The organism is Pseudomonas sp. 22082, from assembly GCF_052046055.1.
Lineage (GTDB): Bacteria > Pseudomonadota > Gammaproteobacteria > Pseudomonadales > Pseudomonadaceae > Aquipseudomonas > Aquipseudomonas pharyngis.
The window spans coordinates 26,486-52,149 of record NZ_JBQEQB010000012.1; the positions used below are offsets into that span (position 1 = coordinate 26,486).

Genomic DNA, 25,664 nt, shown 5'->3' on the forward strand with positions numbered 1-25,664 from the left:
CCCGCTCCCACAGGGTATGCAGTGTTTGTTAGGTTTCTGTTGGAGTCTGGCAATGCCGTTACGCGAAGAATGTCTGTGGGAAAAACTCACGCCGCAACGACCGGATAACACGGCGCTCAGGGGCGAGGTCAAAGTCGATGTCTGCGTGATCGGCGCCGGGTTTACCGGGCTGTCGGCGGCGCTGCATCTGTTGGAAAAGGGCAAGAGCGTCTGTGTGCTCGAAGCCCATCGCGCGGGGCATGGCGGCTCCGGGCGCAACGTCGGGCTGGTCAACGCCGGGATGTGGATTCCGCCGGACGAGATCGAGGCCGGGTTCGGCGAGGCGGTCGGCAGCCAGCTCAACCGCATGCTCGGGGCGGCGCCGGCGCTGGTGTTCAGCCTTGTGGATAAATACAACATCGATTGCCAGTTGCGCCGCGAAGGCACCCTGCACATGGCGCACAACGCCAAGGGTGAGGCTGATCTGCGCAGTCGCGAAGAACAATGGAAGCGCCGCGGTGCGCCGGTCGAACTGCTGACTGGCAAGGCCTGTGAGCAGGCGACCGGTACACAGAAGATCGCCGCCGCGCTGCTCGACCGGCGCGCCGGTACGCTCAATCCGATGGCTTATGTCACCGGGCTGGCCAATGCGGTCATCAGTCTTGGCGGACAGATGTTCGATCACTCCCCGGTCGCGCGTCTTGAACGGCAAGGGCAGAAATGGTCGGTGCAGACCGAGCAGGGTTCGGTGCTGGCCGAACAAGTGGTGATCGCCTCCAACGCCTACACCGAAGGCGACTGGACCGAACTCAAGCGCAATTTCTTCCCCGGTTACTACTATCAGGTCGCTTCGGTGCCGCTCACCGAAGACGCTGCCCAGGAAATCCTCCCGGGCGGGCAGGGCTCGTGGGATACCCGCCAGGTGCTGAGCAGCATCCGCCGAGACAAGGACGGGCGTTTGTTGCTGGGCAGCCTCGGCAACGGCAATCAGAAACCGACCTGGTTCCTCAAGGCCTGGGCCGACCGGGTGCAGCAACATTACTTCCCCAATCTCAAGCCTGTGGAATGGGAATGCACCTGGACCGGGCGCATCGCGTTCACCCCTGATCATTTGATGCGCCTGTTCGAACCGGCGCCGGGACTGGTGGCCGTCACCGGTTACAACGGCCGGGGCGTGACTACCGGCACTGTGGTCGGCAAGGCCTTCGCCGATTACCTGTGTAACGGAAATCCTCAGGCATTGCCGATTCCGTTCGCACCGATGCAGCCGCTGGCGGGAGTTGGCTTGCGCAGTTGTCTGTACGAGGCCGGGTTCTCGCTGTATCACGCGGGCCAGTGCCTGCGGATCGTCATCTGAGTGTTGAAATATGTTGCCGGAAGCGGCGCTTTTCGATGTAGCGACTAGCCTGTAATGGTGCGGGTTGTAGCAGTCCCGCACCAGCAGTGTGCAGTTCGGTGACGCGGGCTGTTACAGGCTGGTTGCACGTCGTTTGGCGCCGCGGTTGCAATGATGGCGCGTGCGGGTTGCGCCTGAAAAAATAAATGGTTTCACCTTCCGCGGTTTAGACGGTTGCACGCCCAATGAAAATGGGAACGAAACAGTCGAAATAACAAGAAAGCAGCGACTTTTTGAAGAATAAAAAACCGATGGCACGGCCCTTGCTCTGAGCATTCAAGTGAAGTCGCAGTGCCAACTAAAAAAAACCTTGGAGCACCACCTCATGTCCCAGACGTTTTACAAGAAAGGCTTTCTGGCCCTCGCAGTGGCTACTGCGCTGGGTGTTTCTGCGTTTGCACAAGCTGATGTGAAAATCGGTGTGGCGGGTCCGATGACGGGCGCCAACGCGGCATTTGGCGAGCAATACATGAAAGGGGCACAAGCGGCGGCCGACGCGGTCAACGCGGCGGGCGGCGTCAACGGGGAGAAGATCGTCCTGGTCAAGGGCGATGACGCTTGCGAGCCGAAACAGGCGGTGACGGTCGCCAAGGACCTCACCAACCAGAAAGTCGCCGGTGTGGTCGGCCACTTCTGCTCGTCCTCCACCATTCCTGCGTCCGAGATCTACGACGAAGCCGGGATCATCGCCATCACGCCGGGTTCCACCAACCCGCAAGTGACCGAGCGCGGCCTGAGCGCCATGTTCCGTATGTGCGGCCGTGACGACCAGCAAGGCATCGTCGCCGGCGATTACATCGTCGACGTGCTCAAGGGCAAGAAAGTCGTCGTGCTGCACGACAAGGACACCTACGGTCAAGGCCTGGCCGACGCGACCAAGGCTCAGCTGGAAAAACGCGGCGTGAAGCCAGTGCTGTACGAAGGCCTGACCCGTGGCGAAAAAGATTTCAGCACCATCGTCACCAAGATCCGTGGCGCCGGTGCCGATGTCGTCTACTTCGGCGGCCTGCACCCGGAAGCCGGCCCGCTGGTTCGCCAACTGCGTGAACAAGGCCTGAAAGACGTCAAGTTCATGTCCGACGACGGCATCGTGACCGACGAACTGGTGACCACCGCCGGTGGCCCGCAGTTCGTCGACGGCGTGCTGATGACCTTCGGTGCCGACCCACGCCTGCTGCCAGACAGCAAGACCGTGGTAGATGCATTCCGCAAGGCTGGCACCGAGCCTGAAGGCTACACGCTGTACGCCTATGCATCGGTTCAGACCCTGGCCGCCGCCTTCAACGGCGCCAAGTCGAACAAGGGTGAGGAGGCCGCTGCCTGGCTGAAGAAAAACCCGGTCAAGACCGTCATGGGCGAGAAGACCTGGGATTCCAAAGGCGACCTTAAGGTCTCCGACTACGTGGTCTACCAGTGGGACAAGGACGGCAAATATCACCAGCTGGAAAAACAGAAATAACGGCACCTGATCAACCGGGCGCCACATTCCCTGTGGGAGCGGGCTTGCCCGCGATGACGGCCTGACAGTCGACAACTTTGTTGAATGTTCTAACGCTATCGCTGGCAAGCCAGCTCCCACAAGGGGGCTGCGGTTTCCTGTCTGACATTGCTCCGACGTAAATCTGTATTTTTCCTAGAAGAACCGCGCGCCTCAGGGTGTGCAGGTTCTCACTGCGTGAGATTGCGTTATGGATGGTATTTTCCTGCAGCAACTGGTCAACGGCCTGACCCTCGGGTCGGTCTATGGCCTGATCGCCATCGGCTACACAATGGTCTACGGCATCATCGGCATGATCAACTTCGCCCACGGCGAGGTTTACATGATTTCTGCTTACCTGGCGGCAATCAGTCTGGCTCTGCTGGCTTACTTCGGTATTGAATCCTTCCCGCTGCTGATGCTCGGCACCCTGGTATTCACCATCGTGATCACGGCGGTGTATGGCTGGGTCATCGAGCGAGTCGCTTACAAACCCCTGCGCAACTCCACCCGACTGGCACCGTTGATCAGCGCCATCGGCATCTCCCTGATCCTGCAGAACTACGCACAGATCGCCCAAGGCGCCAAACAACAGGGCGTTCCCACCCTGCTGACCGGTGCATGGCGAGTCGAAGTCGGTACCGGCTTCGTGCAGCTGACCTACACCAAAGTCTTCATCCTGGTGGCCGCATTCGTCGGCATGGGACTGCTGACCTATGTCATCAAGTACACCAAGCTCGGGCGCATGTGCCGTGCGACCCAGCAGGACCGCAAAATGGCTTCGATCCTCGGCATCAACACCGACCGAGTGATTTCCTACGTGTTCATCATCGGTGCGGCCATGGCGGCGTTGGCCGGCGTGCTGATCACCATGAACTACGGCACCTTCGACTTCTATGCCGGCTTCATCATCGGCATCAAGGCATTTACCGCGGCAGTACTGGGCGGGATCGGTTCGCTGCCTGGCGCCATGCTCGGCGGGATCATCCTCGGGATCTCCGAGTCGCTGTTCTCGGGCCTGGTCAACTCCGACTACAAAGACGTGTTCAGCTTCTCGCTGCTCGTACTTGTTCTGGTCTTCCGGCCTCAGGGCCTGCTGGGCCGTCCTCTTGTGTCGAAGGTGTAAGCGATGTCTTCAACCACTGCAAAATCCATTGATGTCAAAAAAAGCCTGGTTGAGGCGATTCTCGCCGGTCTGATCGCCCTGATCGTGTTCGGGCCGATCGTCGGCGTCGTACTCGACGGCTACAGCTTCAACCTCGAACCGACCCGCGTGGCGTGGATCATTGCCATCGTCATGGCCGGCCGGTTTGCCCTCAGTCTGTTCCTGCAAACCCCGAAGGGCCTGCGCATTCTCGACGGATTCGAGAGCACCGGTTCCGGCGTACATGTGCTGGCCCCGGACTACAAATCGCGCCTGCGCTGGATCATCCCGCTGATGATCGCCATCGCCGTGGCGTTGCCGTTCTTCTCCAACTCCTACCTGCTGGGCGTGGTCATCCTCGGTTTGATCTACGTGCTGCTGGGGCTGGGACTGAACATCGTGGTAGGCCTGGCCGGCCTGCTCGACCTGGGTTACGTGGCGTTCTACGCCATCGGCGCCTATGGTCTGGCGCTCGGGTATCAGTACCTCGGCCTGGGCTTCTGGACCGTGCTGCCACTGGCGGCGATCACCGCTGGCCTTGCCGGTTGCATCCTCGGTTTCCCGGTACTGCGCCTGCACGGCGACTACCTGGCGATCGTGACCCTGGGCTTCGGTGAAATCATCCGTCTGGTGCTCAACAACTGGCTGTCCCTGACCGGCGGCCCGAACGGCATGCCGGCGCCACTGCCGACCTTCTTCGGTCTGGAATTCGGCAAGCGGGCGAAGGATGGCGGGGTGCCGTTCCACGAGTTCTTCGGCATCGCCTACAACCCGGACGTGAAGTACTACTTCATTTATGCGGTGCTGTTCCTGGTGGTGCTGGCCGTGCTGTATATCAAGCATCGTCTGGTGAAAATGCCGGTCGGCCGCGCCTGGGAAGCCTTGCGTGAAGACGAGATCGCCTGCCGCTCGATGGGCCTCAACCACGTGCTGGTCAAGCTCTCGGCGTTCACCATCGGTGCATCCACCGCCGGTCTGGCGGGTGTGTTCTTCGCCACCTATCAAGGCTTTGTCAACCCGACCTCGTTCACCTTCTTCGAATCGGCGCTGATCCTCGCCATCGTGGTGCTCGGCGGCATGGGCTCGACCATCGGTGTGGTGATCGCAGCGTTCGTGCTGACCGTCGCCCCGGAACTGCTGCGCGGCTTCGCCGAATACCGCGTGCTGCTGTTCGGGATCCTGATGGTGTTGATGATGATCTGGCGACCTCGCGGGCTGATCCGCATCAGCCGTACCGGGGTCACTCCACGCAAAGGTGCCATTCACTATGAGAGGACTGCGCCATGAGTGAAGTCGTACTCTCTGTTGAAAAACTGATGATGCATTTCGGTGGCATCAAGGCCTTGAGCGATGTCAGCCTGAAGGTCAAACGCAACTCGATCTTTGCCCTGATCGGCCCCAACGGCGCCGGCAAGACCACGGTGTTCAACTGCCTGACCGGGTTCTACAAGGCCTCCGGCGGCAAGATCGAACTCAACGTGCGCGGCCAGCAGACCAACGTCATCCAGCTGCTGGGCGAATCGTTCAAGCCGACTGACTTCGTCTCGCCGAAAAACTTCGCCAGTCGCCTGTACTACAAGATGTTCGGCGGCACCCACCTGGTGAACCGCGCGGGCCTGGCCCGGACGTTCCAGAACATTCGCCTGTTCAAGGAAATGTCGGTGCTGGAGAACCTGCTGGTGGCCCAGCACATGTGGGTCAACCGCAACATGCTGGCCGGCATCCTCAACACCAAGGGCTATCGCAAGGCCGAAAGCGACGCGCTGGACTGCGCGTTCTACTGGCTGGAAGTGGTGGATCTGGTGGACTGCGCCAACCGTCTGGCCGGTGAGCTTTCCTACGGCCAGCAACGGCGTCTGGAGATCGCCCGGGCCATGTGCACGCGGCCGCAGATCATCTGCCTCGACGAACCGGCCGCCGGCCTCAACCCTCAGGAAACCGAAGCGCTGAGCGCGATGATCCGGCTGCTGCGCGACGAGCACGATCTGACCGTGGTGCTGATCGAACACGACATGGGCATGGTAATGAGCATTTCCGATCACATCGTGGTGCTGGACCACGGCATCGTCATCGCCGAGGGCGGACCGGATGCCATTCGTAACGATCCGAAAGTGATCGCCGCTTACCTGGGCGCCGACGAAGAGGAAGTCGTATGACGCAACCCATCCTCGAACTCAAGGATCTGGACGTGTTCTACGGCCCGATCCAGGCCCTCAAAGGTGTTTCGCTGCAGATCAACGAAGGGGAAACCGTCAGCCTGATCGGCTCCAACGGTGCCGGCAAATCCACGCTGCTGATGTCGATTTTCGGCCAGCCAAGGGCAGCGGGCGGGCAGATCCTCTATCAAGGCGTGGACATTACCCACAAGTCATCGCACTACATCGCCTCAAACGGCATCGCGCAGTCGCCGGAAGGGCGGCGGGTGTTCCCCGACATGACCGTCGAGGAAAACCTGCTGATGGGCACCATTCCGATCGGCGACAAGTACGCCAAAGAAGACATGCAGCGCATGTTCGAGCTGTTCCCGCGGCTCGAGGAGCGCCGTAATCAGCGGGCCATGACCATGTCCGGCGGCGAGCAGCAGATGCTCGCGATCGCCCGGGCGTTGATGAGCCGGCCCAAGCTGTTGCTGCTGGACGAGCCGAGCCTGGGACTGGCGCCGATCGTGGTCAAACAGATCTTCGCCACCCTGCGGGAACTGGCGAAAACCGGCATGACCATTTTCCTCGTCGAGCAGAACGCCAATCATGCGTTGAAGCTGTCCGACCGGGCATACGTGATGGTCAACGGCGAGATCCGCCTGACGGGAACCGGCCAGGAACTGCTGGTGAACGAGGAGGTGCGTAACGCTTACCTCGGCGGTCACTGATCGGTTGAAGTTGTCCACAAGCCTCGATGCGAAAGTGTCGGGGCTTTTTTGCGCCTGCCTGTTCACCGAAGACAGACACGTTCGGGAAATTGTGGAAAACAAAATTGCCAACCTGCCAAAGCGCGACATATAGACGCTGCAAATGGCTGTTTTTCCATAGTTTTGACTTGTCCCCGTTTGCTGTGGAGCTGGCTGTGAATAACGTGGGTGTAGCTCGCTGAACGCCTTGTAAACCGAGGCTTGCAGGGGTGTGGTTGTTTTTTGATCAGTGTGTTTTTGCTGAAGGGCAGGCCTGTTTGTCAACCTTTTTTATAGGGTACAAAAAGGTGCAGATCGTTGTGGTCAATCCTGTGGATAAGTCTGTGATTAAACTCTGGAAAGACTCGGCTGAGGGCCGTAATTGCTGGCCTCGCGCAATCATGGGCATGACCGGCCGGTCGTGCAAAATGCCCTGCCCGGCACAACTGGTTGTTCAGGGTCAAGAAAAAAACTTTCCAGATCACCCGCAAAGCCTTGTGGGGCGCGGCTTTGCGCTTTTCCACTTGCCCCCGGAAACTGTGGAAGGGCTTGTGGATAACGTGCGTGCACATGGCTACAGGCCACGGCGCGTATGGCGTAGCGGCCGTTGATCAATTAATGAGCAGGATTCGATGGTTGCCGGTTAAAGCGGGGCCGGGCATGCTGCCCGCTGATTTTCTATTCCAATGGCTGCCCCGGCGGCCGAAGCAAGGAGAACACGATGTCCAACACCCTGTTTATCACCGGCGCGACCTCCGGTTTTGGTGAAGCCTGTGCCCGTCGTTTTGCCGAGGCCGGCTGGAAACTGGTGCTGACCGGTCGTCGTGAAGAACGCCTCAATGCGCTGTGCGCCGAGCTGTCGAAACAAACCGAAGTACATGGCCTGGTGCTAGACGTGCGTGATCGCAAGGCGATGGAGGAGGCGATTGCCAATCTGCCGCCATCGTTCGCCAAGCTGCGCGGCCTGATCAACAACGCCGGGCTGGCGCTGGGCGTGGACCCTGCACCGAAGTGCGACCTCGACGATTGGGACACCATGGTCGACACCAACGTCAAAGGTCTGATGTACAGCACTCGCCTGTTGCTGCCTCGGCTGATCGCCCACGGTCGTGGCGCCGGCATCATCAACCTCGGTTCCATCGCCGGTAACTACCCGTACCCGGGCAGCCACGTTTACGGCGCGACCAAGGCCTTCGTCAAACAGTTCTCGCTGAACCTGCGCTGCGACCTGCAGGGCACCGGCGTGCGCGTCAGCAACATCGAGCCGGGCCTGTGCGAGAGCGAGTTCTCGCTGGTGCGTTTCGCCGGCGATCAGGCGCGTTACGACGCCACCTACGCCGGTGCCGAGCCGATCCAGCCGCAGGACATCGCCGAGACCATCTTCTGGGTGCTGAACGCGCCAGCGCACATCAACATCAACAGCCTGGAACTGATGCCGGTGAGTCAGACCTGGGCGGGTTTTGCCATCGAGCGTAACAAGGCCTGATACGGTGTTGCCCTCTTCGCCAATCTGTTGGCGAAGAGGGCAAATCGGCCAAATTCTGGCAGTAAGGTAGACTCACTCCTCAACAACCCCACCGCACCCTGCGGTTTTCAAGGTTTTTCGAGGAGTCAAAGTGAGTAACCGAGGTGAGCAGTCGCTGCTCAAACAATCCACCCTTCTAATGTTGGCCGTGTCGGTCGCCGGGATCGTCACCGGTTTTGTTTCGGGTTCCCAGTCCATCCTGTTCGATGGCTTTTTTTCGCTGATCGCCACCTTCATCAAAGTCCTGATGCTGATCACCGCGAAGCTGATCGCCAAGCAAAGCAACCAGCGTTTCCAGTTCGGTTTCTGGCACCTGGAGCCGATGGTGCTGCTGATCGAGGGCAGTTTCCTGCTGCTGATCGCCATTTACGCGTTTCTCAACGGTGTGTTCGGCATCATCAATGGCGGTCGTGAAATCGAACTGGGCCTGGTGATCATCTACGCGGCGGTGTTCACCGTTGTCGAGTTCGCCTACTTCTTCTACGTGCGCCACCGCAATCGCACGCTCAAGTCGAGCCTGATCCAGTTCGACAACATCAGTTGGCTGGTGGACGCGATGCTGTCGGTGGGCCTGCTGATCAGTTTCCTCGCGGCGCTGTTGCTCCAGTCCCAGGGTTACGGCGAGTGGGCGAAATTTGTCGACCCGCTGATCCTGATCGTGCTGGCCCTGACCATGCTGCCGCCGGCCTTCAAGATCCTCGGCCCGGCGTTGCGGGACGTGCTCGGCATTGCGCCGGACACGCTGGACGATCAGGTGCGCCAGGTGATGGACGCGGTCAAGGTCGAGCATGGTTTCGACGACTACGTGTCCTACGTGCAGAAGCACGGGCGGGCGCGGTTCATCGAGATTCATGTGGTGTTGCCAGCGGACTACCGGCTGCAGAGCGTCGGGCAGTTGGATGTGCTGCGTGAAGAGATTTCCGCGAAGCTGGGCAAACCGGATGCGGCGCGCTGGCTGACCATCAGCTTCACTGGCGACAGGAAGTGGATTGCTTGACTTGTGCGGGCGCGCGGGCTCGCCACGACGTCAGCTCAGATAGTCGGCGATGCCGCGATAGCAGGTCGCCAAATGATACGGCGTGGTCGACGGCATGTCCTTGCGGCTGACCTCGCCCTGATCGTCACGGCACTCGTGCCAGCCGCCGGCATGCAGAAAGCGCTCTTGCAACGCCTGCAACTGGCGCCGCACCGCGCTCTCGCTGTTCGGGCGCAAGGTCAGGGCGCGCAGGTATTCGGCCTGGGCCCAGATGCGCTGGGTCGAATCCTTCCCGTGTCCTTGCGGATCAAGCATGGCCAGCACCGCACCGGTGTCGGCCTCGACGCCCTGTTGTTCGGTGAAGGCAAACGCACGATCCAGTGCCGCGTGCAGCTTCGAGCCGCGTAGCAGCGGTGAGGATTCGAGCAGGAAATACCATTCGAACTGATGCCCCGGTTCAAACCAGTTATCCACAGCCCCCAGCGGCTTTTCCATCAACACGCCCTGTTGCGATTCGATGAAGCGCTTGTGCATGGCTGTGCATAACTCGCTCAGCGCCTGCCGGGTCTGCGGATCTTCGCGCACCGCCAAGGTGGCCAGGAAGGCTTCGGCCAGGTGCATCAGCGGATTTTGCAGCGGGCCGGTTTCCAGCGTGATCCAGTCGCGATCAAGGCAGGCTTCGTAGAGGCCGTCGCCCGTTGCGAAGCGCCGGCCGATCACTTCCAGCGCAGCGTTGAGCGTCGATTCCACCAAGGGCTCGCGGGATTTTTCCCAGTAATGCGCGCAAGCGAACAGGATGAAGGCGTGGGTGTAGAGATCCTTGCGCTGATCCAGCGGTTTGCCCTGCGGATCGATGCTGTAGAACCAGCCGCCGTGCTCGGCATCGTGGAAGTGCCGTTGCAGGGAGCGGAACAGTGCAGCCGCGCGGATTTCGGCGTTATCCACAACCCCGATCAGGCTGGAAAACAGGTACAGCTGCCGTGCGCAGGCCATGGCCCGATAGCGCTGCGGTGGCAGCGGCTGATGCGCGGCGTCCAGCGCCTCGTAAGGCAACGCCATGTCGGCGTTCCAGCCCGGTCCTTGCCAGAGGGGCACGATCACGTTCAGAAAGTGCTGTTGCACTTCGCCGAACAGGGCGGTCAGTTCAGGCAGGGAGGTGGAGCGGGAAGCGTGGGGCATGGGCGGACGTCGTCACGGCAGGGGCGATTGCGCGACATGGTAGCAGAGAGTGGCGATCGATCGTTCCCGCGCCATGCGCGGGAACGATCAGAGGTGCAGTTCAGCCGGCCAGCAACCACGCGCCTGTCACTGCCGAAGCCGCTCCGGCCAGTCGAACCAGCGGCGCGGCCGCCTGAGGCAGAAAACGCACGACCGCATAACCCGCTGCGTGCAGCGCCGCGGTCGCGACCACGAAACCGGCGGCATACGCCCAAGGGCTCGACATGTCCGGCAACTCGAGGCCGTGGGCCACGCCGTGGAACAGCGCAAACAGCGCCGTCGCCGCCACCGCCATCATCAGTGGTGGACGCACCGCCAGCGCCACCGCCAGACCCAGCGCCAGCACCGAGGCGGCAATCCCGCTTTCCAGCACCGGCAATTCCAGCCCTTCAAAGCCGAGCAGGCCACCGATCAGCATGGTGCCGACAAAGGTGCATGGCAGCGCCCAGCGTGCGGCGCCTTGCTGCTGCGCGGCCCACAGGCCGACGGCCAGCATTGCCAGCAAATGGTCGAGGCCGCCGATCGGGTGGCTGATGCCGGCCACCAGACCAGAGTCGCCGTGGCCAGGGTGGGCGAAGGCCAGGGCCGGGGTCAGCAGCAGCGCGACGGCGCCGAGAATACGTTTGAGTGTCATGGATAAGCTTCCTTGTTGAGCAGTGAATCAGGCTGCAGTCAGCAGGCCCTGGCGTTCGATGAAGGCGATGATGTCTTCCAGGCCCTGACCGGTTTTCTGGTTGCTGAACACGAACGGCTTGCCGTTGCGCATGCGTTGGGTGTCGCTGTTCATCATCTCCAGCGAGGCGCCGACCAGCGGCGCAAGGTCGATCTTGTTGATCACCAGCAGGTCGGATTTGCAAATGCCGGGCCCGCCCTTGCGCGGCAGCTTGTCGCCGGCGGAAACGTCGATCACGTAGATGGTCAGGTCGGACAGTTCCGGGCTGAAGGTTGCGGAAAGGTTGTCGCCGCCGGACTCCACCAGAATCAGGTCCAGCCCCGGAAAACGTCGGTTCAGTTGATCCACCGCTTCGAGGTTGATCGAGGCGTCCTCGCGGATCGCCGTGTGCGGGCAGCCGCCGGTTTCCACGCCGATGATGCGTTCCGGCGCCAGGGCTTCGTTGCGCACCAGAAAGTCGGCGTCTTCGCGGGTATAGATGTCGTTCGTGACTACAGCCAGGTTGTAGCGCTCGCGCAGGGCCAGGCACAGGGCCAGGGTCAACGCGGTCTTGCCGGAACCGACCGGGCCGCCGATGCCGACGCGCAGGGGTTGTGTGTTCATGTGCTTCTCCAGATAAAAGGCCCTAGGAACGGAACAGGCGGCTGTACTGGCGCTCATGGGCCATGCACGCCAGGGACAGACCGAACGCGGCGCTGCCGAGGTGTTCGGGATTGATTCGGGTGGCGTCCTGCTGGGCCTGTTGCAGCAGCGGCAGCAGTTCGCTGGTCAGGCGCTGGGCGGCTTGCTGGCCCAGCGGCAGGGTTTTCATCAGCACCGCGAGCTGGTTTTCCAGCCAGCTCCACAGCCACGCAGCGAGGGCGTCCTGCGGGCTGATCTGCCAGGCGCGCGCGGCCAGTGCCCAGCACAGAGCAAGATGCGGTTCGGCGCAGTGTTCAAGGAAGTCCCGCGCGGCCTGATCGAGCTCGGGCAAGCCGTTGAGCAATTGCTGCAACGAGTAGCCCATCTGCCGGCTCTCCAGATGCAGTTCGCGGGTTTCGCGGCTGGCGCGGTGGCTTTCGCAGAGCTTGCGCAATTCATCCCAGTTTTCATCCGCCGCAGCTTGGCAATGGGCGAGCAGCATCGGCGCTTCGAACCGCGCGAGGTTGAGCAGCAATTGATCGCTGATCCAGCGGCGGGCGCTGTCCGGGCTGTCGACGCGGCCGTTATCCACAGCCATTTCCAGGCCCTGGGAATAGCTGTAGCCGCCAATCGGCAATTGCGGACTGGCCAGGCGCAGCAGCGCCCAGGCCGGGTTCACAAACGGACGCCGAACTGATGGAGTTTCGGCGCGTAGTTGAAGTCTTCGTCACCGTGCCGCGAATGATGATGGCCGCCACCGTAGGCGCCGTGCTCGGGCTGAAAGGGTGCTTCGATCGATTCGACCTGCGCGCCCAGTTGTTCAAGCATCGCCTTGAGCACGTAATCGTCGAGTAGCCGCAGCCAGCCGTCACCGACTTGCAGCGCCACATGGCGATTGCCCAGGTGATAGGCGGCGCGGGTCAGTTCGAAAGCATTGGCGCAGGTGACGTGCAGCAATTGTTCGGGGCGGGCGCAGACCCGGACGATCCGGCCATCTTCGGCTTGCAGGCACTCACCGTCATACAGCGGCGGCTGACCGCGCTCCAGAAACAGTCCGACGTCCTCGCCTTCGGCACTGAAACAGCGCAAGCGGCTTTTGCTCCTGGCTTCGAAGGTCAGGTGCAACTCGGCGGCCCAGACGGGTTGGGGGTCGATTCTGCGGTGAATCACCAGCATCGGAAAGCTTCCAGCAGTGGACAATGCTCAGGCTAGAGCAAGGGGCTTGCCAATCGGACGAGATGTAGGAAAACCCTGTCGGAGCGTAGTGGATGTTTCAAGATGTTGCAGGATTGTGAGATGTTTTGGTGCATGAAGTTTTTTACATGCACCAAATGTGAGCTGTGACACAGGAGCCCGTGTGGGATCTGGAGGAGAACTATTCGGTACTGCCGAGCCCTTGCCAGTGCTTCAGCCCGATAAAGATAAAGCGCAACTGCTGGGTGATCTTCGCCTGGGGCGTCAGATGCTCCGGCAGAGCTTCGGCGGGCGGGTCGATGATGTCCGGCAGGGTGGCGAACACCGATTTGACGATCAGGTCGGCCATCACGCTCAGGCCATCGCGATTCAGATGCTGAAGCTTGGGCATCAGGGCCAGGTCCGCCGCCAGGTCGGAGCTGATGTCTTCACGCAAGCGGCCGATGGCCTGACGCACCGGCAACGATCCGCCGTACTGCTCGCGGGCCAGAAACAGGAATTGCGAACGGTTGGCGCTGACCACGTCGAGGAAGATCCGCACCGACGCATCGATGATGCCGCCCATGACAAATTCGTTGTGGCGCACCAGGCGGATGGTTTCGCGGAAGGTCTGGCCGACTTCACTGACCAGCACCAGGCCGAGTTCGTCCATGTCGGCGAAATGCCGGTAGAAACCGGTGGGCACGATGCCGGCGGTTTTCGTCACTTCACGCAGGCTCAGGCTGCCGAATCCTCGGCCGCTTTCCATCAAGTGGCGGGCAGCGTCCATCAGGGCGTTGCGGGTCTGTTGTTTCTGTTCGGCGCGGGGCAGCATCGCAAGGGTGTGTTCTTAGGCAAGACAAGCGCCGCACTCTAGCAAATCGGCTTTGTCGGCGTCGAACGGCAGCGGGGGAGATGGAGCAGGGAAATCGCGACTTCTTTATACAGGCTGCTGAAAAGTCAAAAGCCCAATCCGGGGATTGGGCTTTTTTTCCAGGCCACCATGGGCTTAGCTCAAAGCGCTGTTGCGTTCGATCACACGGTCACCACCGCCTTCGGCCAGGGTTTGACCTTGTGGGGTGCGATCACCACCGTCCGATGCCAGGGTCTGGCCTTGTGGGGTACGGTCGCCGCCGTCAGAGGCCAGGGTTTGACCTTGTGGAGTGCGATCCGAACCGTCTTGAACCAGACCTTTCTCTTCCAGACGATCGCGACCGCCCTCAGCTACGGTTTGACCTTGTGGGGTTTTGTCATAGCCATCTTGAACCAGGCCTTTTTCTTCCAGACGGTTACGACCGTTTTCAGCCAGGGTCTGGCCTTGTGGAGTGCGGTCCGAGCCATCAGCAGCAACGGTCTGGCTGAACACCGAGTGGCTGGTTTTGACTTGCGGAGTCGCTTGATCGGCAGCTGGCAGAGCGAAAGCGGTGCTGGCCAGCATCGAGAGGGTAAGACTGAACAGAAGTTGGCGTTTCATGATGGGTTGCTCCTTGGGAGGGCGATAAAGTGGGTACGAAGCTAATGCTACTCTCGATAAGTCGATATAAAAGTTCATAAACACAATGGTAATAATCAACAGAATTGATTGTTCCATTGGGAGGCTCTAGCTCGGGCGTTTCGGGCGGGCGGTTTTGCACTGCGGTGGGTATTTTCCACCCACGTGCGCCCCGCAAATGTGCGGGGGCGGTAACGCCAATTCGACCGATCGGTCAGAATGACGACCGTTTTTTCCCTCGCTGGGGCTTTGGATTAAACCTGCGGGCTGTTTGTCAGTCACAGATTTCATGAGGGCCATCATGGCCTGCCGTTTCAGCTGCGTCGTGCCAATGGATGCAGTCGTCTTCAGGAGCTTTGTGCATGACGCGCACCCGTAAAATCTTCGCCTGGACCTTCGCCACCCTTGTGCTGCTTCTGGCGGTGCTGGTGTTGGTCATCGTGTTTTTCGACTGGAACCGGATCAAGCCGCCGCTCAATGCCAAAGTCTCGGAAGAATTGCACCGACCGTTCGCCATCAACGGCAACCTGTCGGTGGTCTGGCGGCGCGAAATCGACGAGGGCGGCTGGCGCGCCTGGGTGCCGTGGCCGCATGTGGTGGCCGAAGACCTGACGCTGGGCAATCCGGACTGGTCGAAACAGCCGCAGATGGTCACCCTCAAACGGGTCGAGCTGCGCATCTCGCCACTGGCCTTGCTGGCGCAACGGGTGACGATCCCTCGGATCGACCTGACTGAGCCGAACGCACAATTGCAGCGCCTGGCCGACGGTCGCGCCAACTGGACCTTCAAGTTCGATCCCAAGGACCCGAACACCGAGCCCTCGAACTGGGTGGTCGACATCGGCGCCATCGGTTTCGACAAGGGCCACGTCACCCTGGATGACCAGACCCTCAGGACCAACCTCGACTTGCTGATCGATCCGCTGGGCAAGCCGATTCCGTTCAGCGACATCGTCGGCGACAAAGCCGCGAAAACCGCGCAGGACAAGGGCGGCGCACCTCAGGATTACGCCTTCGGCCTGAAAGTCACCGGCCAGTACCACGGCCAGAAACTCGCCGGCCAGGGCAAGATCGGCGGTCTGCTGGCGCTACAGGATGCGAGCAAACCGTTCCCGTTGCAGGCCCAGGCGAAGATCGGCGATACCAGCATCGAACTCGCCGGCACCCTGACCGATCCGCTGAATCTCGGCGCCCTCGACCTGCGCCTGAAACTGGCGGGCGCCAGCCTCGGCAATCTGTATCCGCTGACCGGCGTGACCCTACCGGACACCCCGCCTTATGCCACCGACGGCCATTTGATCGCCAAGCTGCATGAGCCGGGCGGCGCGCAGTTCCGCTACGAACAGTTCAACGGCAAGATCGGCAGCAGCGACATCCATGGCGATCTGGCTTACGTCGCCAGCCAGCCACGGCCCAAGCTGAGTGGCGCGCTGCTGTCCAATCAACTGTTGTTTGCCGACCTCGCGCCGCTGATCGGTGCCGACTCCAATGCCAAGCAGAAGGCCCGTGGCGGCGAAAGCAAGCAGCCGGCGGACAAGGTGTTGCCGGTGGAAGAATTCAAGACCGAGCGCTGGCGCGACATGGACGCCGACGTCGAATTCACCGGCAAACGCATCGTCCACAGTGAAGAACTGCCTTTCACCGATCTCTATACCCACCTGAAACTCAACGACGGCGAACTGAGTCTGGAGCCACTGCGCTTCGGTGTAGCCGGCGGCAATCTCGATGCGCAGATTCGCCTCAACGGTCGTACCGAGCCACTGGAAGGCCGGGCCAAATTGACCGCGCGCAAGTTCAAGCTCAAACAGCTGTTCCCGACCTTCGAACCGATGAAGACCAGTTTCGGCGAGCTCAACGGTGATGCCGACATCGCCGGTCGCGGCAACTCGGTGGCGAAGCTGCTGGGCGGCGCCAATGGCAACCTGAAGATGCTGATCAACGACGGCGCCATCAGTCGCGAGTTGATGGAGCTGGCAGGCCTGAACGTCGGCAACTACGTGGTCGGCAAGATCTTTGGCGACAAGGAAGTGAAGATCAACTGCGCGGCGGCGGACTTCGACATCAAGACCGGCCTGGCCAGTACGCGGCTGTTTGTGTTCGATACCGAGAACGCGATCATCTACATCGACGGCACGGCGAACATGGCCACCGAGCAACTGGATCTGACGGTGACGCCGGAGTCCAAGGGCTGGCGTTTGATTTCCCTGCGTTCGCCGTTGTATGTACGCGGCAAGTTCATCAAGCCGGATGCCGGGGTGAAAGCGGTGCCGTTGATGTTGCGCGGGGCGGGGATGGTGGCGCTGGGCGTGATCGCGGCCCCGGCGGCGGGGCTGCTGGCACTGGTGGCGCCGAGCGGCGGCGAGCCGAATCAGTGCGCGCCGTTGCTGGAGCAGATGAAGGCGGGCAAGGCACCCGTCACAGTGAAACCTACAAAATGATCGGTGATTGACAGGGCCTCTTCGTCGGATCGCCGCCCGGACCAAGCCCGCTCCCACAGCGTTTCACTGAACCTGTGGGAGCGGGCTTGCCCGCGATTGGATCTGGAGGAGTCAGAGGTCTTTCAGGATATCGGCCATGTCATCGGCATGCTCTTCTTCCTGAGCCAGGATGTCTTCGAAGATCCGGCGGGTGGTCGGATCCTTTTCACCGATGTACTGGATGATCTCGCGGTAGCTGTCGATGGCGATCCGCTCGGCCACCAGGTCCTCGTAGACCATTTCCTTCAAGGTGTTGCCGGCCACGTATTGCGCGTGGGACATCTTCGACAGCAGGTCAGGGTTGAATTCGGGCTCGCCGCCCAGTTGCACGATGCGTTCGGCGAGACGGTCGGCGTGTTCGGCTTCCTGAGTGGCGTGCTCGAGGAACTCGTTGGCGGCGACGTTGGCTTTCAGGCCGTTGGCCATGAAGTAGTGGCGCTTGTAGCGCAAGACGCAGACCAGTTCAGTGGCCAGCGACTCGTTGAGCAGGCGCAGCACTTCTTCACGGTTGGCGCTGTAGCTTTCGGTCACCGCGCCATTTTCCACATGCAGTCGTGCGCGCTCGCGCAGGGTTTGAACATCAGACAAATGCAGATCACTCATTTCAGTCTCCTGGAGGCTAATCCGATTGGCGTCACGTTCTGCTGACGTGATCGTTACCTGGTTGTGAGTGATGAACGCGGCAAAAAGTTTTGTCGGATTCAGCGCGGGGCATGTCCCGAAAGCAATGCCTCCTCGCGCAGCCAGGCAAAAAACGCCTTCACCGGCGGGTGCCGCTCGCGGCCCGGTACGCAAAGTGCGCTGTATCCGGCGCCATCGACCTGGACCTCGCCCTTGTACGGCACCAGCAGACCGCTGGCGACGCTCTGCGACACCAGAATGTTGCTCGCCAGCACCAGCCCCTGTCCGGCAATGGCCGCTTGCAGGGCGTAATGCTCTTCGTCGTACTCGCGGACGGCCGGGTGTTGATTCAGCCAGTTCTCGCCCGACTGCGCGCACCAGGCCTCCCAGCCGTGGGCGTAGAGCTTCGAATTGTGCCAATGCACGCTGATCAGCGCCGGGGTGCGACGGGCGGCCAGCGCCACCTGTTCCGGCGAGCCGTACACGCCGAACGATTCATCGAACAGGCACAACCCGTAGAGGTTCGGGTAATCGTCGAGGCTGTAGCGCAACACCAGGTCGACGCTCGCGTCCTGATGCAGGTCGATGACTTCGCAATGCGTATCCAGGCGCACATTGATATTCGGGTGCCTGGCGTAAAACCGCCCCAGGCGCGGCACCAGCCATAGCGCAGCAAACGCGGCGGTGGTCGACAGCGTCAAGCTGCTGCCGCTGCGTTGCGGGCGCAGGGTGTCGACGCTTTGCGCCACTTCCAGAAATGCGCCGTGCAGGCTGCGAAACAGCCGCTCGCCGCCCTCGGTCAGGCGCACCTGACGCGGCAGGCGTTCGAACAGCGCCACGCCGAGCCAGTCCTCCAGCGAGCGGATCTGATGGGAAATCGCCGTGGGCGTCACCGCCAGTTCTTCGGCGGCCGCCTTGAAACTCAACAGACGTGAGGCGGATTCGAACGCGCGCAGGGCGGTCAGGGGCAAGGCTGCGAACATGAAAACTCCACGGATGAGATCAATTCATCCCGACTGATTTTTGCTCATTTGAGGCGGTGATGTGATGCCTGCAATCTGGCGCCACACAGTCACTCAAGTCTAGACCTCAAGGAGATTCAGATGAGCAAGATTCTTGCAATCCATGCCAGCCCACGCGGTGAACGTTCTCATTCGCGGCGTCTGGCAGAAAGCTTTCTCAGCGCCTGGCAAGTCCGCCATCCACAGGCTCAGGTCACCCGCCGTGAAGTCGGGCGGGCGGTGATTCCGGCGGTTAATGAGGCGTTTGTCGCGGCGGCGTTTTACCCGGAGCCCGAGGCTCGACCGCTGACCATGCAAGCCGATCTGGCGCTCAGCGATCAACTGGTGGGCGAGCTGTTCGATCACGACCTGCTGCTGATTTCCACGCCGATGTACAACTTCAACGTGCCCAGCGGCCTCAAGGCCTGGGTCGATCAGATCGTCCGGTTGGGCCTGACGTTTGATCACACCCTCGACAACGGCATCGCCCAGTACACGCCGCTGTTGCAGGGCAAGAAGGCGCTGATCGTCACCAGTCGCGGCGGTTTCGGATTCGGCCCGGGTGGCGAGCTGGAGGCGCTGAACCACGCCGATCCATGGCTGCGCACGGCATTGGGTTTCATCGGTATCAACGACGTCACGGTGGTCGCCGCCGAGGGCGAGGAATCCGCCGAGCGCACCTTCGCGGTGTCGGTGGCCGAGGCCGAGCAGCGCTTGCTTGACCTGGCCCGGGAGTTCTAGGTGGCCTGGCTGTTTCTGCTGATCGCGGCCGGGTTTGAGGTCACTTTCGCCATGGGCATGAAGTATGCCGAGGGTTTCACCCGGCTGTGGCCGTCGCTGATTACCGTGGTCGCGGCGGTGGGCGGGGTGTACTTCCTGACCCTGGCGATGCGCGAGTTGCCGGTGAGCATCGCCTATCCGATCTGGACCGCCATCGGTTCGCTCGGCACGGTGTTTCTCGGTTTCGCCCTGCTGGGCGAGAGTCTGACGCTGGTGAAGTTGCTGTCGGTGGGGCTGATTGTGGCGGGGGTGGTGGGGCTGAAGTAGGCTGGTCGTGGAGTTGTCATCATCGAGGAGGATGCTTGGCGGGCGTTTTGCACGCCTTGCATCCACTCACCGACCACAAGGATGTTTGCCCATGTCGCAAGATTCGGCCACACGTTATCCACTGGTGCTGGTGCCGGGAATGCTCGGTTTCATCCGTCTGGTGCTGTACCCGTACTGGTACGGGATCATCAAAGCATTGCGCCGGGGTGGTGCAACGGTGATTGCGGTGCAGGTGTCGCCGCTCAATTCCACCGAAGTGCGCGGCGAGCAGTTGCTGGCGCGCATCGATGAAATCCTGCGTGAGACCGGCGCGGCCAAGGTCAATCTGTTCGGCCATAGCCAGGGCTCGCTGACGGCGCGTTACGCGGCGGCCAAGCGTCCGGACCTGGTGGCCTCGGTGACGTCGGTGGCCGGGCCCAATCACGGTTCGGAACTGGCCGACTACCTGGCCAAACACTATCCGGCGGACAGCGCCAAGGGTCGCATTCTTGAGGCGCTGTTACGCTTTGTCGGCTGGCTGATGGCACTGCTGGAAACCGGCTATCACGGGCCGAAACTACCGGTGGATATCCACGCCTCGCACCACTCGCTGACCACCGAAGGCGTGGCGCTGTTCAACCAGCGTTATCCACAGGGCCTGCCGCAAACCTGGGGCGGGCACGGGCCGGAAGAGGTCAACGGCGTGCGCTACTACTCGTGGTCCGGCACCTTGCAGCCGGGCAAGACCGATCGTGGTGGCAACCTGTTCGACGGCACCAACCGCAGTTGCCGGTTGTTCGCCAAAACCTTCGTGCGCGAGCCGGGGCAGTGCGACGGCATGGTCGGACGCTACAGCTCGCACTTGGGCACGGTCATCGGCGATGACTACCCGATGGATCACTTCGACATCGTCAACCAGTCGCTGGGACTGGTCGGCAAAGGCGCGGATCCGGTGCGGCTGTTTGTCGAGCATGCGGCACGGTTGAAAGCCGCCGGGGTTTAACCGTTAAACCGAGTTATCGTTCTTCGCGAGCAAGCCCGCTCCCACAGTGATTCAGGTGTGCACAAGATCTGTGCTCGACACCAACCCTGTGGGAGCTGGCTTGCCAGCGAAGGCGCCCGATCAGGCGACGCGGAGTCTGCGGCCGAGCACCGTCGTCCAGCGCTCGGAAAGAATCACTCCGCCCAAGGTCAGCAAGCCACCGACCAGGTGGTACATCGCCAGTTGCTCCTTCAGCACCAGTGCTGCAATCAGCGCCGTGATCAGCGGCAGCAGGTTGAAGAACAGCGTGGTCCGGCTCGGGCCCAGACGCTGCACGGCCTGCATCCACGCCAGTGGCGCAAGCATCGAGGCCAGCAGGCACGCATACAGCACCAGCGGAATGTTCTGCAGGGTCAGGCCGGTTTTCGGCGACACGGCGTACAGCGGAAACAGCACCACCACCGCCACCAGCACCTGCAAATACAGCAACACCAGCGGCGGCAGGCGCAGCTGCCACTTTTTCAGCAGGGTGCTGTAGATCGCGTAGGCGAGGGTGGCGACCAGCATCATCGCGTCACCCAGGTTCACCCCGTGTTGCAGCAATGCGCCGAGGCTGCCGGACGACACCACCACCAGCACACCGGCGAACGACAGCAGCGCACCGACCAGAGCACCGGCCGTCAGGCGCTGGCCGAGGCTGATGATCGCCATGGCCAGCGACATCAACGGCATCAGCGACAGGATGATGCCCATGTTGGTGGCGCTGGTCAGGGTCGCGGCGAAGTAGGCCAGGCTCTGATAGACCGCCATGCCGAGCACGCCGAGGATGAAGATCTTGCCCAGGTTCGGGCGAATCTGCGGCCAGTGCGCGATCACCTTCTTGAGCATGAACGGGGTAAACAGCAGGCCGGCGAGCAGCCAGCGGTAAAAGCCGATCTCGGCGGGAAAGATCGCACCGACCGCGAGCTTGTTGATCACGGTGTTGCCGGCCCAGATGAAAATCGCCAGCAGGGGAAACGCGTATTGCATGGGAGGAGAAACCAGTACGTTGATGAACGGCGATTATCCCCTGTCTGGATACAGGCCTATACTGCGAACCGGACAACCCGCCCCTGATTCCGGACAGCATGAACAGTAAACACATCGATCTGCTGGATTTCAGCGAACTGCCGTCGGCAGTGTATTTCCGCTATGCCGACTTCAACGCCCATGAATACGCCGCGCCGCACCGCCATCCGTGGGGCACGCTGGAGTACGCAGCCCACGGCGTGCTGCACATGGATGTCGACGGCAGCCGTTTCATGTCGCCGCCGCAGTACGCGGTGTGGGTGCCGCCGCAGGTCGAGCACAGTTTCTACAGCCATCAGCCGGTCAATTATCGGGCGGTGTGCCTGGCGCCGGATGTGTGTTCCGATTTGCCGGCGCAGGCCTGCACTCTTGCGATCAGCGACATTCTCAAGGCGATCCTCAAGGACTTCGCCGCCCGCGATGTGAAGATTCCCGCGTTCGAAGCCGACCAGCGCCTGGCCCAGGTGTTGGTGGATCAATTGCGCCAGGCGCCGGTTCATCAATGCTATCTGCCCTACGCCAGCAGCCCCGGATTGCTGACCATCCTTGAAACCCTGCAGGCCGAGCCCGGCAACAACCAGCCGCTGGCGAACTGGGCGGCGCAGGTGCATGTCAGCGAGCGCACCCTGGCCCGGCAGTTCGTGCGGGAGCTGGGGATGAGTTTCGGCGAATGGCGTCAGCGGCTGCGCTATCTTGCGGCGATCGAGGCGCTGGAGAGTTCGCGCAGCGTGCAAGAAATCGCCTTCGATCTCGGCTACAGCAGCGGTTCGGCCTTCATCGCCATGTTTGCCCGGCAGGCCGGATGTACCCCGGAGCAGTATCGGCGCAGCCATCTTGAGGCTAGGAAGGTGTAACAAGCTTTGACTACACTCCAGCAGAGGCCACCTCCATCGAGGCGGCGCCAAGGAGAAAACTCCATGAAGATGTTGCGTGTCCCTTTGTTGATGATCGGTCTGCTGCTGTGCTCCCAGGGTTTCGCCGCCACGGCGCAACAGAACAAAATGACCACCTGCAACGCCGACGCTACGGCCAAGAGCCTCAAGGGCGACGAGCGCAAAGCCTTCATGAGCACCTGCCTCAAGGCAGCACCGGCGGCCAACGACGCCAAGGCCCTGACCCCGCAGCAACAGAAAATGAAGACCTGTAACGCCGACGCGGCCACCAAGGCCCTGACCGGCGATGCGCGTAAGACCTTCATGAGTGATTGCCTGAAGAAAAAATAAACCCCGCAGCTTCGTGGTGAGTGTGCTGGCCCCGTCGTCGGATCGCCGCCCGGACCAAGCGCGCTCCCACAGGGAGTGAGGCTGTTCAAAATATTTGTGTTCGACACTTAACGTGTGGGAGCTGGCTTGCCAGCGATGAGGCCCGAAAGGGCTGCCCGCATATCCCTAGTGCTCCTCTCGGATCGCTGGCAGACTGCCAATCCTTTTACGCCGTTCGTTTTGAGGCTGTATGCCAACGTTTTCTGAGCGTCATGTTGTGTTCTGGGTCAGTTGCATCATCATTTTCGGCGGTCTGTTGCTGGTGTTGCCATTGCGTTTGCTGCCCAGTCTGCTGGCCGGGTTGCTGGTGTTTGAACTGGTCAACATGCTCACCCCGCAACTGCAACGGTTGATCGAAGGCCGGCGTGCGCGCTGGCTGGCGGTGGCGCTGCTGGGCACGCTGGTGGTGAGTGTGCTGGCACTGATCTTTGCCGGGGCCATCAGTTTCCTGTTGCACGAGGCGGAAAACCCCGGTGCTTCCCTCGACAAATTCATGGGTGTGGTTGATCGCGCCCGCGGGCAACTGCCGCCGTTTATCGATAGCTACCTGCCGGCCAGTGCCGCCGAGTTCCGGGTGGCCATCGGTGAATGGGCGAGCAAGCATTTGTCCGAACTGCAACTGGTGGGCAAAGACGCGGCGCACATGTTCGTGACGCTGCTGATCGGCATGGTGCTCGGCGCGATCATCGCCTTGCAGCGCGTGCCGGACGTCACCAAGCGCAAGCCGCTGGCGGCCGCCCTGTTCGACCGTCTGCACCTGCTGGTTCAGGCGTTTCGCAACATCGTGTTCGCACAGATCAAGATTTCCCTGCTCAACACCTTCTTCACCGGGATCTTCCTGGCCGTGATCCTGCCGCTGTTCGGGATCAAGCTGCCGCTGACCAAGACCCTGATCGTGTTGACCTTCCTGCTCGGCCTGCTACCGGTGATCGGCAATCTGATGTCGAACACGCTGATTACCATCGTCGGCCTGTCGCTGTCGATCTGGGTGGCGATTGCGGCGCTGGGCTACCTGATCTTTATCCACAAGCTCGAATACTTTCTCAACGCGCGCATCGTCGGCGGGCAGATCAGTGCCAAGTCCTGGGAGTTGCTGCTGGCAATGCTGGTGTTCGAGGCCGCGTTCGGCCTGCCGGGGGTGGTGGCGGGGCCGATTTATTACGCGTATCTGAAGAGTGAGTTGAAGCTGGGCGGGATGGTTTGATCCAGACTTCCAGCGTCTGAACTGGCCCTTTCGCGAGCAAGCCCGCTCCCACAGGANTTGCTCGCGAAGGGTGCACCGCCGCTTTTGGATCAGTTCACCGAGCCGTAACGTTTCATGGCTTCAATCGCCAGACCGCTACCAATGCTGCCAAAGATGTTCCCTTCCACATGCCGCGCGTTCGGCAGCATCGCCGAGACGCTGTTGCGCAGTGCCGGGATGCCGCTGGAACCGCCGGTGAAGAACACCGTATCGACCTGACCCACCGCCACATTGGCGTCGGCCAACAATTGGGTGACGCTGCCGCGCACGCGCTCGAGCTGCGACTCGATGGCCGACTCGAACAATGCCCGGGTCAGTTCCACGCTCAGGCCCGACTCGATGCGATCCAGCGGCACATGGCGACTGTCGTTGTGGGTCAGGTGGATCTTGGTTTCTTCCACTTCCATCGCCAGCCAGTGCCCGGCGCGCTGTTCGATCAGCTTGAACAGACGGTCGATGCCGCCGGTGTCCTCGATGTCGTAGCGCATGCTGCCCAGGGCCAGGGTCGATTTCTGCGAGTACACCGAGTTGATGGTGTGCCAGGTCGCCAGGTTCATGTGGTGGCTGGTCGGCATGAACGCGCCGCTTTTCATGCGGCTGCCGTAGCCGAACAGCGGCATAAGGCCCTGCAGGCTCAGCTGTTTGTCGAAGTCGGTCCCGCCGATGTGCACGCCGCCGGTGGCGAGGATGTCGTCGTGGCGGTTATCCACACCACGACGTTCGGGCGACAGGCGCACCAGCGAGAAGTCCGAGGTACCACCGCCGATGTCGACGATCAGGACCAGCTCTTCCTTTTCGATGGTCGACTCGTAGTCGAAGGCCGCGGCAATCGGCTCGTACTGGAACGACACGTCCTTGAAGCCGAGCTTGCGCGCCACTTCCACCAGGGTGTCTTCGGCTTCCTGGTCGGCCAGCGGATCGTCGTCGACGAAGAACACCGGACGGCCCAGCACCACTTGCTCGAACTCACGACCGGCGGTCGCTTCGGCGCGGCTCTTGAGCTGGCCGATGAACAGCCCGAGCAAGTCCTTGAACGGCATCGCGGTGCCGAGGACGCTGGTGTCGTGCTTGATCAGCTTGGAACCCAGCAGGCTCTTGAGCGAGCGCATCAGCCGGCCTTCGTAGCCTTCCAGGTATTCGTGCAGCGCCAGACGGCCGTAAACCGGACGGCGCTCTTCGATGTTGAAAAAGACCACCGACGGCAGGGTGATCTTGTCGTCTTCCAGCGCGATCATCGTTTCCATGCCGGGGCGCAGCCAGCCGACGGTGGAGTTGGACGTGCCGAAGTCGATGCCGCAGGCACGGGCTGGAGAGGCGTCTTTCATGGTCTTTCGGTTCCGGTCAAAAAACGGCCGCGCAGTGTATGTCAGTGCGCGACAGATTCGAAGGCCGGTCATCTGCTATTTCACGACTAAGCTTGCTT

At 61.4% G+C, this 25,664-nt stretch carries 26 protein-coding genes; 15 read left to right on the forward strand and 11 right to left on the reverse strand.

Annotated elements, in window-relative coordinates; genetic code table 11:
• Positions 1 to 52 precede the first annotated feature (52 nt).
• The 8 genes from amaA (at position 53) to ACTJK9_RS15610 (ending at position 9,405) form a co-directional block, all read left to right on the forward strand.
• On the forward strand, positions 53 to 1,336 hold the full coding sequence (amaA, locus tag ACTJK9_RS15575; protein ID WP_039766701.1) for an L-pipecolate oxidase: 1,284 nt from the start codon (positions 53 to 55) through the stop codon (positions 1,334 to 1,336).
• A gap of 364 nt (positions 1,337 to 1,700) precedes the next feature.
• Positions 1,701 to 2,834, forward strand: a complete 1,134-nt coding sequence (locus ACTJK9_RS15580) for an ABC transporter substrate-binding protein (protein ID WP_039766703.1) — start codon at positions 1,701 to 1,703, stop codon at positions 2,832 to 2,834.
• 229 nt (positions 2,835 to 3,063) lie between these two features.
• Entirely contained in the window at positions 3,064 to 3,978 is a 915-nt protein-coding gene (locus tag ACTJK9_RS15585; RefSeq protein ID WP_039766704.1) for an ABC transporter permease subunit, read from the forward strand.
• 3 nt (positions 3,979 to 3,981) lie between these two features.
• Positions 3,982 to 5,283, forward strand: a complete 1,302-nt coding sequence (gene livM, locus ACTJK9_RS15590) for a high-affinity branched-chain amino acid ABC transporter permease LivM (protein ID WP_064593135.1) — start codon at positions 3,982 to 3,984, stop codon at positions 5,281 to 5,283.
• The gene (locus ACTJK9_RS15595) at positions 5,280 to 6,152 is read left to right on the forward strand and encodes an ATP-binding cassette domain-containing protein (RefSeq protein WP_007950657.1); all 873 of its coding nucleotides are present in this window, start codon (positions 5,280 to 5,282) and stop codon (positions 6,150 to 6,152) included. Before livM ends, ACTJK9_RS15595 begins: the two co-directional genes overlap by 4 nt.
• On the forward strand, positions 6,149 to 6,865 hold the full coding sequence (locus ACTJK9_RS15600; protein ID WP_011332208.1) for an ABC transporter ATP-binding protein: 717 nt from the start codon (positions 6,149 to 6,151) through the stop codon (positions 6,863 to 6,865). Before ACTJK9_RS15595 ends, ACTJK9_RS15600 begins: the two co-directional genes overlap by 4 nt.
• A gap of 739 nt (positions 6,866 to 7,604) precedes the next feature.
• The gene (locus ACTJK9_RS15605; protein ID WP_011332209.1) at positions 7,605 to 8,369 is read left to right on the forward strand and encodes an SDR family oxidoreductase; all 765 of its coding nucleotides are present in this window, start codon (positions 7,605 to 7,607) and stop codon (positions 8,367 to 8,369) included.
• A gap of 130 nt (positions 8,370 to 8,499) precedes the next feature.
• Entirely contained in the window at positions 8,500 to 9,405 is a 906-nt protein-coding gene (locus ACTJK9_RS15610) for a cation diffusion facilitator family transporter (protein ID WP_440814734.1), read from the forward strand.
• A 30-nt stretch (positions 9,406 to 9,435) separates the two neighbouring features.
• On the opposite strand, the gene ACTJK9_RS15615 is transcribed toward ACTJK9_RS15610, so the two are convergent.
• The 7 genes from ACTJK9_RS15615 to ACTJK9_RS15645 all read right to left on the reverse strand — a co-directional run bounded on the left by ACTJK9_RS15615 (position 9,436) and on the right by ACTJK9_RS15645 (position 14,543).
• Positions 9,436 to 10,563, reverse strand: a complete 1,128-nt coding sequence (locus ACTJK9_RS15615) for an AGE family epimerase/isomerase (RefSeq protein WP_085611046.1) — start codon at positions 10,561 to 10,563, stop codon at positions 9,436 to 9,438.
• A 100-nt stretch (positions 10,564 to 10,663) separates the two neighbouring features.
• Positions 10,664 to 11,236 (reverse strand): HupE/UreJ family protein, encoded by a 573-nt coding sequence (locus ACTJK9_RS15620; RefSeq protein ID WP_064593142.1) that lies wholly within the window; start codon positions 11,234 to 11,236, stop codon positions 10,664 to 10,666.
• 27 nt (positions 11,237 to 11,263) lie between these two features.
• Positions 11,264 to 11,878, reverse strand: a complete 615-nt coding sequence (gene ureG / locus ACTJK9_RS15625) for an urease accessory protein UreG (protein WP_007950645.1) — start codon at positions 11,876 to 11,878, stop codon at positions 11,264 to 11,266.
• Between the two features lie 22 nt (positions 11,879 to 11,900).
• On the reverse strand, positions 11,901 to 12,575 hold the full coding sequence (locus tag ACTJK9_RS15630) for an urease accessory protein UreF (RefSeq protein ID WP_085648087.1): 675 nt from the start codon (positions 12,573 to 12,575) through the stop codon (positions 11,901 to 11,903).
• Positions 12,572 to 13,072: an urease accessory protein UreE gene (ureE, locus tag ACTJK9_RS15635; protein ID WP_011332214.1), complete on the reverse strand. Its 501-nt coding sequence runs from the start codon at positions 13,070 to 13,072 to the stop codon at positions 12,572 to 12,574. Before ureE ends, ACTJK9_RS15630 begins: the two co-directional genes overlap by 4 nt.
• A gap of 199 nt (positions 13,073 to 13,271) precedes the next feature.
• Entirely contained in the window at positions 13,272 to 13,904 is a 633-nt protein-coding gene (locus ACTJK9_RS15640; protein ID WP_039766718.1) for a TetR family transcriptional regulator, read from the reverse strand.
• A 174-nt stretch (positions 13,905 to 14,078) separates the two neighbouring features.
• A complete protein-coding gene (locus ACTJK9_RS15645; RefSeq protein ID WP_064379127.1) occupies positions 14,079 to 14,543 on the reverse strand; it encodes a hypothetical protein in 465 nt (154 codons plus the stop codon).
• 380 nt (positions 14,544 to 14,923) lie between these two features.
• Between ACTJK9_RS15645 and ACTJK9_RS15650 the strand changes: the two genes are divergently transcribed.
• Positions 14,924 to 16,999 carry an AsmA family protein gene (locus tag ACTJK9_RS15650; RefSeq protein WP_440814738.1) on the forward strand — a complete coding sequence of 692 codons (2,076 nt, stop codon included), beginning with the start codon at positions 14,924 to 14,926 and terminating at the stop codon, positions 16,997 to 16,999.
• A 111-nt stretch (positions 17,000 to 17,110) separates the two neighbouring features.
• On the opposite strand, the gene ACTJK9_RS15655 is transcribed toward ACTJK9_RS15650, so the two are convergent.
• Positions 17,111 to 17,641 (reverse strand): ferritin-like domain-containing protein, encoded by a 531-nt coding sequence (locus tag ACTJK9_RS15655; protein ID WP_064593148.1) that lies wholly within the window; start codon positions 17,639 to 17,641, stop codon positions 17,111 to 17,113.
• 98 nt (positions 17,642 to 17,739) lie between these two features.
• A complete protein-coding gene (locus ACTJK9_RS15660) occupies positions 17,740 to 18,642 on the reverse strand; it encodes a LysR substrate-binding domain-containing protein (RefSeq protein ID WP_074689655.1) in 903 nt (300 codons plus the stop codon).
• Positions 18,643 to 18,762: 120 nt separating this feature from the next.
• On the opposite strand from ACTJK9_RS15660, the gene ACTJK9_RS15665 reads away from it, so the two are divergent.
• From ACTJK9_RS15665 to ACTJK9_RS15675, 3 genes are all read left to right on the forward strand, one after another.
• Positions 18,763 to 19,401 carry an FMN-dependent NADH-azoreductase gene (locus ACTJK9_RS15665; protein WP_440814741.1) on the forward strand — a complete coding sequence of 213 codons (639 nt, stop codon included), beginning with the start codon at positions 18,763 to 18,765 and terminating at the stop codon, positions 19,399 to 19,401.
• Entirely contained in the window at positions 19,402 to 19,707 is a 306-nt protein-coding gene (locus ACTJK9_RS15670) for a DMT family transporter (RefSeq protein ID WP_011332220.1), read from the forward strand. It begins immediately after the preceding gene.
• A 91-nt stretch (positions 19,708 to 19,798) separates the two neighbouring features.
• Positions 19,799 to 20,689, forward strand: a complete 891-nt coding sequence (locus tag ACTJK9_RS15675; RefSeq protein WP_207984881.1) for an esterase/lipase family protein — start codon at positions 19,799 to 19,801, stop codon at positions 20,687 to 20,689.
• A 120-nt stretch (positions 20,690 to 20,809) separates the two neighbouring features.
• Here ACTJK9_RS15675 and ACTJK9_RS15680 read toward each other — a convergent pair whose 3' ends face one another.
• Positions 20,810 to 21,697, reverse strand: a complete 888-nt coding sequence (locus tag ACTJK9_RS15680) for a DMT family transporter (RefSeq protein ID WP_085611040.1) — start codon at positions 21,695 to 21,697, stop codon at positions 20,810 to 20,812.
• 98 nt (positions 21,698 to 21,795) lie between these two features.
• Between ACTJK9_RS15680 and ACTJK9_RS15685 the strand changes: the two genes are divergently transcribed.
• The 3 genes from ACTJK9_RS15685 to ACTJK9_RS15695 all read left to right on the forward strand — a co-directional run bounded on the left by ACTJK9_RS15685 (position 21,796) and on the right by ACTJK9_RS15695 (position 24,202).
• On the forward strand, positions 21,796 to 22,590 hold the full coding sequence (locus ACTJK9_RS15685; protein ID WP_440814745.1) for an AraC family transcriptional regulator: 795 nt from the start codon (positions 21,796 to 21,798) through the stop codon (positions 22,588 to 22,590).
• Between the two features lie 63 nt (positions 22,591 to 22,653).
• Entirely contained in the window at positions 22,654 to 22,959 is a 306-nt protein-coding gene (locus ACTJK9_RS15690) for a PsiF family protein (protein ID WP_011332224.1), read from the forward strand.
• A 229-nt stretch (positions 22,960 to 23,188) separates the two neighbouring features.
• A complete protein-coding gene (locus tag ACTJK9_RS15695) occupies positions 23,189 to 24,202 on the forward strand; it encodes an AI-2E family transporter (RefSeq protein WP_064593159.1) in 1,014 nt (337 codons plus the stop codon).
• Between the two features lie 89 nt (positions 24,203 to 24,291).
• Here ACTJK9_RS15695 and ACTJK9_RS15700 read toward each other — a convergent pair whose 3' ends face one another.
• Positions 24,292 to 25,566 carry an Hsp70 family protein gene (locus ACTJK9_RS15700; RefSeq protein ID WP_221398591.1) on the reverse strand — a complete coding sequence of 425 codons (1,275 nt, stop codon included), beginning with the start codon at positions 25,564 to 25,566 and terminating at the stop codon, positions 24,292 to 24,294.
• Positions 25,567 to 25,664 lie beyond the last annotated feature (98 nt).

Excerpts from the sequence above, each read along its gene's own strand:
- amaA (WP_039766701.1), top strand. The coding sequence starts at position 53 with ATGCCGTTACGCGAAGAATGTCTGTGGGAAAAACTCACGCCGCAACGA.
- ACTJK9_RS15580 (WP_039766703.1), top strand. The coding sequence starts at position 1,701 with ATGTCCCAGACGTTTTACAAGAAAGGCTTTCTGGCCCTCGCAGTGGCT.
- ACTJK9_RS15585 (WP_039766704.1), top strand. The coding sequence starts at position 3,064 with ATGGATGGTATTTTCCTGCAGCAACTGGTCAACGGCCTGACCCTCGGG.
- livM (WP_064593135.1), top strand. The coding sequence starts at position 3,982 with ATGTCTTCAACCACTGCAAAATCCATTGATGTCAAAAAAAGCCTGGTT.
- ACTJK9_RS15595 (WP_007950657.1), top strand. The coding sequence starts at position 5,280 with ATGAGTGAAGTCGTACTCTCTGTTGAAAAACTGATGATGCATTTCGGT.
- ACTJK9_RS15600 (WP_011332208.1), top strand. The coding sequence starts at position 6,149 with ATGACGCAACCCATCCTCGAACTCAAGGATCTGGACGTGTTCTACGGC.
- ACTJK9_RS15605 (WP_011332209.1), top strand. The coding sequence starts at position 7,605 with ATGTCCAACACCCTGTTTATCACCGGCGCGACCTCCGGTTTTGGTGAA.
- ACTJK9_RS15615 (WP_085611046.1), bottom strand. The coding sequence starts at position 10,563 with ATGCCCCACGCTTCCCGCTCCACCTCCCTGCCTGAACTGACCGCCCTG.
- ACTJK9_RS15620 (WP_064593142.1), bottom strand. The coding sequence starts at position 11,236 with ATGACACTCAAACGTATTCTCGGCGCCGTCGCGCTGCTGCTGACCCCG.
- ureG (WP_007950645.1), bottom strand. The coding sequence starts at position 11,878 with ATGAACACACAACCCCTGCGCGTCGGCATCGGCGGCCCGGTCGGTTCC.
- ureE (WP_011332214.1), bottom strand. The coding sequence starts at position 13,072 with ATGCTGGTGATTCACCGCAGAATCGACCCCCAACCCGTCTGGGCCGCC.
- ACTJK9_RS15640 (WP_039766718.1), bottom strand. The coding sequence starts at position 13,904 with ATGCTGCCCCGCGCCGAACAGAAACAACAGACCCGCAACGCCCTGATG.
- ACTJK9_RS15645 (WP_064379127.1), bottom strand. The coding sequence starts at position 14,543 with ATGAAACGCCAACTTCTGTTCAGTCTTACCCTCTCGATGCTGGCCAGC.
- ACTJK9_RS15650 (WP_440814738.1), top strand. The coding sequence starts at position 14,924 with ATGACGCGCACCCGTAAAATCTTCGCCTGGACCTTCGCCACCCTTGTG.
- ACTJK9_RS15655 (WP_064593148.1), bottom strand. The coding sequence starts at position 17,641 with ATGAGTGATCTGCATTTGTCTGATGTTCAAACCCTGCGCGAGCGCGCA.
- ACTJK9_RS15660 (WP_074689655.1), bottom strand. The coding sequence starts at position 18,642 with ATGTTCGCAGCCTTGCCCCTGACCGCCCTGCGCGCGTTCGAATCCGCC.
- ACTJK9_RS15665 (WP_440814741.1), top strand. The coding sequence starts at position 18,763 with ATGAGCAAGATTCTTGCAATCCATGCCAGCCCACGCGGTGAACGTTCT.
- ACTJK9_RS15675 (WP_207984881.1), top strand. The coding sequence starts at position 19,799 with ATGTCGCAAGATTCGGCCACACGTTATCCACTGGTGCTGGTGCCGGGA.
- ACTJK9_RS15680 (WP_085611040.1), bottom strand. The coding sequence starts at position 21,697 with ATGCAATACGCGTTTCCCCTGCTGGCGATTTTCATCTGGGCCGGCAAC.
- ACTJK9_RS15685 (WP_440814745.1), top strand. The coding sequence starts at position 21,796 with ATGAACAGTAAACACATCGATCTGCTGGATTTCAGCGAACTGCCGTCG.
- ACTJK9_RS15690 (WP_011332224.1), top strand. The coding sequence starts at position 22,654 with ATGAAGATGTTGCGTGTCCCTTTGTTGATGATCGGTCTGCTGCTGTGC.
- ACTJK9_RS15695 (WP_064593159.1), top strand. The coding sequence starts at position 23,189 with ATGCCAACGTTTTCTGAGCGTCATGTTGTGTTCTGGGTCAGTTGCATC.
- ACTJK9_RS15700 (WP_221398591.1), bottom strand. The coding sequence starts at position 25,566 with ATGAAAGACGCCTCTCCAGCCCGTGCCTGCGGCATCGACTTCGGCACG.